The following is a 10,059-nucleotide window of genomic DNA, read 5'->3' on the forward strand; positions in this document are numbered from 1 at the left end:
CCCCCACCGGTACGCCCCGACCGGGCGAGATCTGGTGGGCCGACGTCCCGTACGCCGACGGCAGCGGCAGCAAGGTGCGCCCCTGCCTGGTGTTGCGGGCCGACGACCAGAGCGCCGAGGTGCTCAAGATCACCAGCCAGGACAAGAGCGGCCGGGACGACCACGTCCGCATCCCCACCGGCGACTGGGATCCGGACGCCGACCGCGACAGCTGGCTGGACCTCGCCGAGCCCCGACCCGTGCCGGTGGCCACCTTCTCCCGCCGCGCGGGCTCCTGCGACCCGGAACTGTGGCGGCAGGTACGGCGACTGCACGGCCGGCGGAGCCCGGCCTGACCGGGTGGGCCTGCCGCGGTCACCCGGATCCGGTGATCCTGGTGGGATGACCACCGACGGGCCACGCTGGGCGACCCCCGGTCAGTCCCAGGCCGCGCCGAGGGCGGCGAGCTGGTCGGCGTACTCGATCCGGGTGGCCCAGTCCGCCGGCCAGGCGGCCGTCCCGTGGGCGGCGCCGAGGAAGGCACCGGCCAGGGCGGCGATCGAGTCGGAGTCACCGGCGGTGGTGGCACCTCGGGCGATCGCGGTGACCGGGTCGTCCGGATGCCGCAGGGCGCACAGCAGCGCCGTGGCCAGGGCCTCCTCGGCAATCCAGCCCTCACCGGTGTGCCCGCAGGGGTCGTCGCCGTGGTCGGGCCGGTCGAGCGCGACGTCGAGCCGGCGCAGCGCGTGCAGGCACTCGTCCCAACCCTGGGCGATGAATCCCGACGGCGAGTCCGCACCGAAGCGTCGCCAGAGGTCACCGAGCCAGTCACCCCGGTACACCTGTCGCTGTTCCCGGGCCCGCGCGGTGAGCAGCGCGGGCAGCTCAGCCAGGCCCGCGCCGTCGCGCAGCAGCCGCACCGCGTACGCGGTCAACTCGCTGGCCGCCAGCCCGGTGGGATGGCCGTGGGTCAGGCCGGCCTGGAGTTGCGCCAGCCCGGCCAGGGTGTCCAGGTCGACGTCGAGCAGCCCGACCGGGGTGACCCGCATGTTCGCGCCGCAGCCCTTCGAGCCGGCGACGGCCGCCTCCTGCCAGGGACGCCCCGAAGCCAGCTCGGCGCAGGCGCGCAGGCAGGTCATGCCGGGTGCCCGGTTGTTGTCCGGGCTGGCCGCCCAGTCGAGGAACCGCCGCCGCATCAGCGGCTCTACCGTCTCCGGCGTGTGGGCGTCCGCGTCGTGCAGCGCCCACGCCACCGCCAGGGCCATCTGCGTGTCGTCGGTGACCAGCACCGGGTCGCCCGCCAGTTCGCGTGGGCCGGTCGGGCCGTACCTGCGGTGGATCTCGGCGACGGTCAGGAACTCGGTGGGCTTGCCGAGGGCGTCACCGTAGGCGAGGCCGAACAGCGAGCCGGAGGCGCGGCTGAGCGAGGAGTCGATCACGTTCGTGATCATGCCGGCCGTCGGCAACCCGCCACCGGTCAGTCCCAGCAGAGGCAGAACGGGTGGCCGGCCGGGTCGGCGTACACCCGGAAGCCCTCTCCCTCGCCGGGCAGCCGGCGGGCGCCCAAGGCGAGCGCGGCCCGTTCTGCCGCCTCGATGTCCTCGACGGTGACGTCGAGGTGGCGCTGCTGCGGCCGTTCCGGATCCGGCCAGGTCGGCGGGCGCAGGTTGACGGCCTTCTGGAAGGCGATCCGCGGCTGGTGGCCGGGCGGGCGGCCGAGCACCACCCAGCCGTCGCCGTCGCTGTCCTCCTCGACCAGCGGCAGCCCGAGCAGTTCGGCGTAGAAGGCGGCTAGGGCGCGGGGTCGATCACCGTCGTACGCAACCGTCCAATCATGCGGGTCTTCTGCCCACCGGCTACGACGGAAAACCTCAGTCCTCCGACAGTCGCCGGCCGGCGTCCCGGCAGGCGGCCAGGACCGTCCGGGCGTACCCCGGGGTGGCCCCGGCGAGGCCGCAGGCGGGGGTGACCACCACCTGCTCGGCGAGCCGCCGAGCAGGGAAGCCGAGGCGGTCCCAGAGCGCGCGTACCCGGTCGGCGACCTGGGCCGAGGTCGGCGCGCGGCCGGCCGGCGGCGCCACCGCGGGTGCGGCCCCGGCCAGCAGCCCGAGCCCGGCGTCGATCGCCTCACCGAGCGGGTCGAGGTCGGTGACCAGGGCGATGTCCAGCGCGATCCCCACCGCACCGGCGGAACGGATCAACTCCAGCGGCACGTCCGGGGCGCAGCAGTGCACCACGGTCGGCACTCCGGCCGCCTCGACGACGTCGCGCAGCAGCCCGCGGGCCACCTCGGACCCGACCGCACGGTGGGTGCCGAAGCCGCTCTCGGTGGGCACCCGGCCGGCGAGCACCGCCGGAAGGGTCGGCTCGTCCAGTTGGAGCAGCACCGTCGCCCGGGGCAGCCGGCGGGCCACCTCCTCGACGTGCCGGCGCAGCCCTTCGGCGAGCGAACCGGCCAGGTCGCGTACGGCTCCGGGGTCGCCCAGCATCCGTCCACCGAGCGGCAGCTCCAGCGCGGCGGCGAGGGTGAACGGCCCGCCGGCCTGGACCTTCACCGGCCCGTCGTACGTCTCGGCCTGCTCGGCGAGCTGGTCGAGGTCGCGTTCCATCAGGTCACGGGCTCGACGCAGGTCGCGCCCCGGCCGGGAGGCGATCCGCCAGCGCGCCGCGTACAGCTCCACCGGCAGCTCGACCAGCAGCCCCGCGCTCCGACCGATCAGGTCGGCGCCGGGACCCCGGGCCGGCAGTTCCGGCAGGTGGGGCAGGGCGGGCAGCTCACCGAAGACGATCCGCTGCGCCTCGGCGATGTCGGTGCCGGGCAGCGAGCCGATCCCGGTGGCGGCGCCGGCGGGCCAGGGCCAGGGTTGATCAGTCACGGCTGAAGGGTATCCGCTCGGGTCAGCCGGTGATGGTGGCCGAGCCGAGCACCACGTCCCCGGCGGGGTCCGGCCGGTACGCGACGATCGCCTGGCCGGCGGCGACTCCGCGAACCGGGCGGCGCAGCTCGGCGCGGAGGGTGTCCGCCTCCAGCGTCACGGCGGCCGGGACCACGTCGCCGTGGGCGCGTAGCTGCACCTCGCACTCGATCGGGGCGGTGGGGCGCGAGCCGCCGGTCCAGACCGGACGGGTCGCCCGCACCTGGGAGACCTCCAGCGCCTCGGCGGGGCCGACCGTCACGGTGTTCGTCGTCGGGGTGATCGAGAGCACATAGCGGGGGCGGCCGTCCGGGGCGGGCCGGTCCAGGTGCAGGCCGCGCCGCTGGCCAACGGTGTACTGGTACGCGCCGCGGTGGCTGCCGACAACCGCGCCGGTGAGGGCGTCCACCACGTCGCCGGGCGCCTCGCCCAGCCGCTCGGCGAGGAAGCCCCGGGTGTCGCCGTCGGCGATGAAGCAGATGTCGTGCGAGTCCGGCTTGTCGGCCACGGCCAGCCCGCGCCGGGCGGCCTCGTCGCGCACCTGCGCCTTGGTGGCGTCACCGAGCGGGAAGATCGACCGGTCAAGCTGCTCGCGGGTCAACACGGCCAGCACGTACGACTGGTCCTTGGCGAGGTCGACGCTGCGGCGCAGCAGACCGTCGGGGCCGAGCCGGGCGTGGTGGCCGGTGACCACCGCGTCGAAGCCCAGGGCCACGGCCCGGTCCAGCACCGCCGCGAACTTGATCTTCTCGTTGCAGCGCAGGCACGGGTTCGGGGTACGGCCGGCCGCGTACTCGGCGACGAAGTCGTCCACCACGTCGGCGTGGAACCGTTCGGCCATGTCCCAGACGTAGAACGGGATGCCGATCACGTCGGCGGCGCGTCGCGCGTCGCGGGAATCCTCCAGGGTGCAGCAGCCGCGCGCCCCGGTGCGGTACGTCTGCGGATTGCGGGCCAGCGCCAGGTGCACCCCGGTCACGTCGTACCCGGCCTCCACCGCCCGCGCCGCCGCCACGGCGGAGTCCACCCCGCCCGACATCGCCGCCAGAACCCTCACCGACACACCCCCTTCACCGTTCGAGCCTAGCCCGCCCCACCCGCCGTACCGTCCGGGTGGTCAGCGGGGTCCGCGGAGGGCGGCGGCGCGGCGGGCCCGCTCGACGGCGGTCGGCAGGGCCGCGATGAGGGCGTCGACCTCGGCGGCGGTGCTGGTGTGGCCGAGGGTGAAGCGCAGCGAGGAGCGGGCCCGGTCGTGGTCCGCGCCCATCGCGATCAACACGTGCGACGGCTGCGCCACCCCCGCCGAGCAGGCCGAGCCGGTCGAACAGGCGATGTTCTGGGCATCGAGCAGGAGCAGCAGGGCGTCCCCCTCGCAGCCCGGGAAGGAGAAGTGCGCGTTGCCCGGCAACCGGTCGCTCGGATCGCCGTTGAAGATCACCTCCGGCACCGCCTCCCGCACCCGCCGGACCAGGTCGTCGCGGAGCGCGGCGACCCGGGCCGCGTACTCCTGCTGGCCCTTGACCGCGGCCTCCACGGCGACGGCGAAGGCGACGATGCCGGCGGTGTCGAGGGTGCCCGAGCGGACGTCCCGTTCCTGCCCGCCGCCGTGCAGCAACGGGGTGGCCGGCACGTCGCGGGCCAGCAGCAGCGCGCCGACCCCGGTCGGTCCGCCGAGCTTGTGGCCGGTGACGGTCAGGGCCGAGACGCCGCTGGCGGCGAAGTCGACCGGCACCTGGCCGACAGCCTGGATGGCGTCGGTGTGGAACGGCACCCGGTGCTCGGCCGCCACCGCGGCCAACTCGGCCACCGGCTGGACCGTACCCACCTCGTTGTTGGCCCACATGGCGGTCACCAGGGCGACCCGGTCGCCGTGCGCGGCGAGCTCATCCCGGAGCCGGTCCGGATCAAGCCGCCCGGCGCCGTCGACCGGCAGCCAGCCGACCTCGGCGCCCTCATGGGCGGCGAGCCAGTCCACCGCGTCGAGCACGGCGTGGTGTTCCACCGCGCTGGAGACGACCCGGGAGCGCCCCGGCACCACGTCGCGGCGGGCCCAGAAGATGCCCTTCACCGCCAGGTTGTCGCTCTCGGTGCCGCCCCCGGTGAACACCACCTCGGAGGGGCGGGCACCCAACGCGGCGGCGATCCGCTCGCGGGACTCCTCCACCCGCCGCCGCGCCCGCCGGCCCGCCGCGTGCAGTGACGACGCGTTGCCGACCTCACGGGCCGTGGCGACGTACGCCGCCAACGCCTCGTCGAGCATCGGGGTCGTCGCCGCATGATCCAGGTATGCCATCGCCGTTCAGCGTAACGGCCACGAACCGCCGGGCCGGATGCCGGACCACGCCCGCCGCCCGGGTGGTCAACCGAGCCGGCGGCCGAACCGCTTGTCCAATGCCACCACGGCGGAGACCGCCACCGCGACGGCCACGATGCGCAGCCACGCGTCGACCCCGATCGGGGCCGTCCGGAACAGCGTGTTCAGCACCGGAAGATAGGTCAGCGCCGCCTGGGCGAGGGCCTGCGCCAGCACCCCGCCGATGAGCCAGCGGTTGCGCGACAGCCCCAGCCGCCACGGCGAGCGGCTCAGCGACCGGCAGCTGAACAGGTAGAACGTCTGCACCGTGACGAACAGGTTCACCGCCGTCGTGCGGGCCTGCGCCAGCTCCGCCCCGGCGGCCAGTTCCCACTCGAACAGCCACCAGGTGCCCGCCACGAGCAGGGCGGAGACCAACAGGATGCGCACCACCAGAGCTGTGGTGAGCAGCGGCTGGGCCGGGTCCCGGGGCGGACGGTCCATGATCCGTGGTTCCTTCGGCTCGAAGGCGAGCGTCAGGCCCAGCAGCACCGCGGTCGTCATGTTGATCCAGAGGATCTGACTGGGCAGGATCGGCAACACCGCACCGAACATGACCGCGACCAGGATGACCAGTCCCTCCCCGGTGTTGGTGGGCAACGTCCAGGTGATGAACTTGGTCAGGTTGGCGAAGACGCCGCGGCCCTCCTCCACGGCCGACTCGATGGTGGCGAAGTCGTCGTCGGTGAGCACCATGTCGGAAGCCTCCTTGGCCACCTCTGTGCCGCTGCGTCCCATCGCCACCCCGATGTCGGCCTGCCGCAGCGCCGGGGCGTCGTTGACACCGTCGCCGGTCATCGCCACCACCTGCCCCTCGGCCTGCAACGCCTCCACCAGCCGCAGCTTCTGCTCGGGAGACACCCGGGCGAACACCGAGGCGCGGGCCACCGCGGCCGGACGGTCCGCGTCGGACAACGCCGCCAGGCCCGCGCCGCTCAGCACGTCGCCCGGCCCCGGCTCGCCGGCCAGCAAACCCAGGCGTACGGCGATGGCGCTCGCGGTGGCCCGATGGTCCCCGGTGATCATCTTCACCGCGATGCCGGCCCGCCGGCACGACTCGATCGCCTCGGCGGCGGCGGCCCGGGGTGGGTCGAGCATCGCCTGCAACCCGGTGAAGACCAGGTTGCCGGGGAGCTTCTCCTCCGTCAGCTCCTCGTCGCCGTCGACGCGACGCAGCGCGGTGGCCAGCACCCGAAGCCCCTCGCCGGCCAACTCCCCCGCAGCGGTCAGCACGGCGGAGCGGTCCAGCGCGACCGTGCCGCCGTCGGCGTCGAGCGCCGCGCCGCACCACTCGACCACCCGCTCCACCGCGCCCTTGACGAGCACCACCCGCCCGCCGTCGCGCCGGTGGTGCAGGGTCGCCATGAACTGCCGCTCCGAGCTGAACGGGATCTCCGCCAACCGGGGCAGCGCCTCGGCCACCTGCTCCGCACGCAGCCCGGCCTTGGCGCCCACCACCAGCATCGCCCCCTCGGTCGGGTCGCCGAGTACGCTCCATCGACCCTCCCGCTCCTCGAGGCGGGCGTCGTTGCAGGCCACGCCAGCCAGCAGCGACCAGCGCAGCGGGCCGTCCTCCCCGGTACGGGCCGGCCCCCCGTCCGGGTCGCTGATCTCCCCGACCGGGGTATAACCGCCGCCGCTGACCTCGTACCGGCCGCCGACGGTCCAGATCGCCTGCACGGTCATCTGGTTCTCGGTCAGGGTGCCGGTCTTGTCGGTGCAGATCACCGTCGTGCTACCCAGCGTCTCCACCGCCGGCAGCCGCCGGATCACCGCCCGGCGACGGGCCATCCGCGCCACCCCGATCGCCAGCGTGATGGTCACCGCCGCCGGCAGGCCCTCCGGTATCGCCCCCACCGCCAGGGCCACCGCCGCGGTGAAGGTCTGCCCCGCCTGTTCCCCACGGACGAGCCCGACGCCGAAGGTGAGCGCCGCGAGCACCAGGATCGCCACGGTGAGCACCCGGCTGAAGCGGGCCAGCTTCGCCGTCAGCGGCGTGTCGAGGACCTGCGCGCCGCCGACCAGGCGGTGGATGCGACCCAGTTCGGTCTCCGCCCCGGTCGCCACCGCGATGCCCGCCCCGGACCCGCCGGTGAGCAGGGTGCCCGAGTAGAGCACATTGCGCCGGTCGGCCACCGGCGCCTCATCCGGCACGACGACCTCGTCCTTGCGTACCGGCAGGGATTCTCCGGTCAGTGCCGACTCGTCCGCGCGCAGTTCGTCGGCGCGGGCCAGGCGCAGGTCGGCGGGAACCTTCTCACCCGCCTCGACCAGCACCAGATCGCCGGGGACGATCTCGTCGGAGGGCACCGGACGCTGCCGGCCGCCCCGCACCACCCGCGCCTCGGTTCGCACCATCGCCCGCAGCGCGTCCAGCGCCGCCTCGGCCTTGGACTCCTGCAGGAAGCCGACGGCGGCGTTGACCACCACCACCCCGAAGATCACCGCGGCGTCGACGTACTCGGCGAGCAGCAGAGTGACCAGGCCGGCCGCCACCAGGATGTACACCAACGGGTTCTGGAACTGCCGGAGCAGCCGGCGCAGCGGGCCACCACGCGCCGTCGCGGGCAGCACGTTCGGTCCGAACCGGGCCAGCCGGGCGGCGGCCTCGTCGTCGGTCAACCCACGGATGGTGTCGGTCTCCAACAGCAGCACGACCTCGTGCACGGCCAACGCGTGATGACCGCCTCCGGGGGGCCTGGCCGGCATGGCGCGCTCCTTGTTCCGACATCGATCCGGGGGTGCGCGGGGGTGCTTCGCCATCGTCGCAGCTCGGCGGGAGGGGATGGACCGTTCCGGTCTGATTGACGGGCCGGCGCACGACGAGGGCCGGGAACCGACTGGCGGTTCCCGGCCCTTGTCGGGGCTGGTGGTCAGCTCACTTGCGCTTGCGGATCTCCTCCGCAACCTGCGGTACGACCTTGAACAGGTCGCCCACCACGCCGAAGTCGGCCAGCTCGAAGATCGGGGCCTCGCCGTCCTTGTTCACGGCGACGATGGTCTTCGAGGTCTGCATGCCGGCCCGGTGCTGGATCGCACCGGAGATGCCCAGCGCGACGTAGAGCTGCGGGGAGACGGTCTTACCGGTCTGACCGACCTGGAACTGGTGCGGGTAGAAGCCGGAGTCGACCGCGGCGCGGGAGGCGCCGACGGCACCGCCGAGCAGGTCGGCCAGTTCCTCGACCAACTTGAAGTTGTCGGCGTTGCCGACACCGCGGCCACCGGAGACGACCACGCCGGCCTCGGTGAGCTCGGGGCGGGAGCCCTTCTGCTCGGCGACCCGGTCGACGACCCTGGCCAGCTTGTCGGCGTCGGTGACCGACACGGTGAGCTGCTCGACGGCCGGGCTGGCCGGAGACGGGGCCGGGGTGACCGAGTTGGGCCGTACGGTGACCAGCGGCAGCCCCCTGGTGACCTTGGACTTGACGATGGTGGAGCCGGCGAAGGCGACCTGGGTCGCGGTGCCGTCGGCGTCCAACCCGACCACGTCGGTGAGGATGCCGTTGTCCAGCTTGACGGCCAGGCGGGCGGCGATCTCCTTGCCCTCCTGGGACGAGGCGAGCAGCACGGCGGCCGGCTGCACCCGCTTGACCAGTTCGGCCACGACGGTCGCCTTGGGCGCCACCAGATAGCCGTCGATCTCCTCGCCCTCGGCGGCGTAGATCTTCTCCGCGCCGTACTCGCCCAGCCTGGCGCTCAGCGCCTCGGCGGCACCGGCGCCACCAAGCACCACCGCGGCGGGGGTGCCCAGCTCGCGGGCAAGGGTGAGCATCTCCAGGGTGACCTTCTTGACGCCGAACTCCCGGGTGGCTTCGACGACGACGAGAACCTCAGACATGTCCAGACCTCTCACACGAACTTCTCGGTGGCGAGGAACTCGACCAGCTTGACGCCGCCCTCGCCCTCGTCGGTGATCTTGACACCGCCGGAGCGCGGCGGGCGCTTGGTGTGCTCCAGTACGGCGCTGGTCGCACCGTCGAAGCCCACCTCGGTCGGCGCGACGCCGAGGTCGGCCAGGGAGAGCGTCTGCACCGGCTTCTTCTTGGCGGCCATGATGCCCTTGAAGGACGGGTAGCGCGGCTCGTTGATGGTGTCCCAGACGGAGACCACGGCCGGGGTCGAGGCGGTGACCACCTCGTAGCCCTCCTCGGTCTGCCGCTCGACGGTCAGCGTGGCGCCGTCGACGGTGAGCTTGCGCGCGCCGGTCAGCGCGGCGACGCCGAGGCGCTCGGCGAGCATGTGCGGCATGACCTGGACCCGGCCGTCGGTCGACTCGGCGCCACAGAGCACCAGGTCGGCGTTGAGCTGCCCGAGGGCGGCGGCGAGCACCTTGGAGGTGGCCACGGCGCAGGAACCGTGCAGAGCGTCGTCCACCACGTGCACGGCCTTGTCCGGGCCCATGGAGAGCGCCTTGCGGATCGACTCGGTCGCCCGGTCCGGACCCATGGTCAGGATGGTGACCTCGCCGCCGTGCGCCTCCTTGATCTTCAACGCCTCTTCGATGGCGTACTCGTCCATCTCGTTGATGACGTTGTTCGCCGAACCGCGGTCGACGGTGTTGTCGTCAGAACGCAGGTTGCGGTCCGCGCCCGAATCGGGCACCTGCTTGACGAGTACGACGATGTTCATCGCGTTTCGACGACCCTCCTGTTGATGTGGCGACTGCTCGCCCGGTCACGGGCGCAGCCTCGCGCGTCCGTTGACGCCCGGTCAACCGCGGGCTGTGGTGCACTTACCCACGGCCGCAATGTTACCTGCCAGTAGCATTCCCTCCCCGGCCCCCCAGAGTGACACAGCTCACCCCCCTCATCC

At 73.4% G+C, this 10,059-nt stretch carries 9 protein-coding genes; 1 reads left to right on the top strand and 8 read right to left on the bottom strand.

All coding sequences use genetic code 11. The features are described 5' to 3' along the window. Positions 1-335: type II toxin-antitoxin system PemK/MazF family toxin (locus tag E1166_RS26635; protein ID WP_132342685.1), on the top strand; the 335-nt coding region annotated here is incomplete at its 5' end. An 81-nt stretch (positions 336-416) separates the two neighbouring features. Here the strand turns inward: E1166_RS26635 and E1166_RS26640 are convergent. The 8 genes from E1166_RS26640 to E1166_RS26675 form a co-directional block, all read right to left on the bottom strand. Beyond that, positions 417-1,430 (bottom strand): ADP-ribosylglycohydrolase family protein, encoded by a 1,014-nt coding sequence (locus E1166_RS26640; protein ID WP_132342686.1) that lies wholly within the window; start codon positions 1,428-1,430, stop codon positions 417-419. A gap of 26 nt (positions 1,431-1,456) precedes the next feature. Continuing rightward, positions 1,457-1,753 (bottom strand): VOC family protein, encoded by a 297-nt coding sequence (locus E1166_RS31215; protein WP_243710532.1) that lies wholly within the window; start codon positions 1,751-1,753, stop codon positions 1,457-1,459. Positions 1,754-1,850: 97 nt separating this feature from the next. Next, on the bottom strand, positions 1,851-2,855 hold the full coding sequence (locus tag E1166_RS26650) for a methionine synthase (RefSeq protein WP_132342687.1): 1,005 nt from the start codon (positions 2,853-2,855) through the stop codon (positions 1,851-1,853). A gap of 22 nt (positions 2,856-2,877) precedes the next feature. After that, a complete protein-coding gene (gene mnmA, locus E1166_RS26655; protein ID WP_132342688.1) occupies positions 2,878-3,951 on the bottom strand; it encodes a tRNA 2-thiouridine(34) synthase MnmA in 1,074 nt (357 codons plus the stop codon). A 60-nt stretch (positions 3,952-4,011) separates the two neighbouring features. Further along, a complete protein-coding gene (locus E1166_RS26660) occupies positions 4,012-5,187 on the bottom strand; it encodes a cysteine desulfurase family protein (protein ID WP_132342689.1) in 1,176 nt (391 codons plus the stop codon). 66 nt (positions 5,188-5,253) lie between these two features. Further along, positions 5,254-7,956, bottom strand: coding sequence for an HAD-IC family P-type ATPase (locus E1166_RS26665; RefSeq protein ID WP_132342690.1), 2,703 nt, complete (start codon positions 7,954-7,956; stop codon positions 5,254-5,256). A 169-nt stretch (positions 7,957-8,125) separates the two neighbouring features. Then, on the bottom strand, positions 8,126-9,085 hold the full coding sequence (locus E1166_RS26670) for an electron transfer flavoprotein subunit alpha/FixB family protein (protein ID WP_132342691.1): 960 nt from the start codon (positions 9,083-9,085) through the stop codon (positions 8,126-8,128). An 11-nt stretch (positions 9,086-9,096) separates the two neighbouring features. After that, positions 9,097-9,876: an electron transfer flavoprotein subunit beta/FixA family protein gene (locus E1166_RS26675; protein WP_132342692.1), complete on the bottom strand. Its 780-nt coding sequence runs from the start codon at positions 9,874-9,876 to the stop codon at positions 9,097-9,099. Positions 9,877-10,059: the final 183 nt, after the last annotated feature.

The sequence above is a fragment of the Micromonospora sp. KC213 genome, assembly GCF_004348325.1.
Taxonomy (GTDB): Bacteria; Actinomycetota; Actinomycetes; order Mycobacteriales; family Micromonosporaceae; genus Micromonospora.

Bases quoted from the DNA above. Each gene is read 5' to 3' on its own strand.
- E1166_RS26640 (WP_132342686.1), bottom strand. From the start codon at position 1,430: ATGATCACGAACGTGATCGACTCCTCGCTCAGCCGCGCCTCCGGCTCG.
- E1166_RS26660 (WP_132342689.1), bottom strand. From the start codon at position 5,187: ATGGCATACCTGGATCATGCGGCGACGACCCCGATGCTCGACGAGGCG.
- E1166_RS26665 (WP_132342690.1), bottom strand. From the start codon at position 7,956: ATGCCGGCCAGGCCCCCCGGAGGCGGTCATCACGCGTTGGCCGTGCAC.
- E1166_RS26670 (WP_132342691.1), bottom strand. From the start codon at position 9,085: ATGTCTGAGGTTCTCGTCGTCGTCGAAGCCACCCGGGAGTTCGGCGTC.
- E1166_RS26675 (WP_132342692.1), bottom strand. From the start codon at position 9,876: ATGAACATCGTCGTACTCGTCAAGCAGGTGCCCGATTCGGGCGCGGAC.